Source organism: Pontibacillus yanchengensis Y32 (assembly GCF_000770635.1).
GTDB lineage: Bacteria > Bacillota > Bacilli > Bacillales > BH030062 > Pontibacillus > Pontibacillus yanchengensis.
Genome location: NZ_AVBF01000135.1, coordinates 1 through 720 on the forward strand (window position 1 = coordinate 1; position 720 = coordinate 720).

Genomic DNA, 720 nt, shown 5'->3' on the forward strand with positions numbered 1-720 from the left:
CCTTCAAGCCAATAATCTCACGCCTATTGTTTTCGTTTACACCCACGGCAATGTACACTGCTTTCGAGACCACTTTATTCTGTTCACGAACTTTGATATACATGGCATCTACAAATACATAATTAAAATACATGACGTTCAGAGGTCTTGTGGCCCATTCATTTACGATTGGATCTAGCTGTTTAGTAAGATCAGACACAAAGGATTTGGACACACTTTTCCCACACAACTCTTCCGTGATATTACTTACTTTTCGCGTTGATACCCCGTTTACGACCATTTCCAGCATGGAGATTAAGAGGGCTTTATCTTGCCTCTTGTACTTTTCAAATACTTCTGTAGAAAACTCACCACTACGCGTTCGAGGAACATCTAATCGGATATTCCCTGATGGCATGAGTAGTTCTCTTTCATAGTATCCATTGCGGTAATCTTTTCGGTCTGAGGTGCGTTCATGAGAGCTAGCCTGGATGTGTTCGTCTCGCTCTTTCTCCATGTATTGGTTCAGGATTAAGACGAGTGATGACTTCACCACATCATTCAATCCAGAGTTAACCACCTCATCTTTAAGTTTTTCAAAATCTAGTGTAAGATTGACTTGGGCCATCATTAAGCTCCTCCTTGTTGGGTATTTTCGTGGTTGAAAACATTTTAACATGGAGGGCTGATGATGCCCTTTTTTTATGTCTTACTTTTTTACACAATTATATAGACTTAATC

1 protein-coding gene is annotated in these 720 nt (G+C 39.9%); it reads right to left on the minus strand.

What is annotated here, in order from left to right:
* Positions 1 to 607, minus strand: a 607-nt coding sequence (locus N782_RS20470; protein ID WP_036824917.1) for an IS256 family transposase, incomplete at its 3' end; no start/stop codon positions are given.
* Positions 608 to 720: the final 113 nt, after the last annotated feature.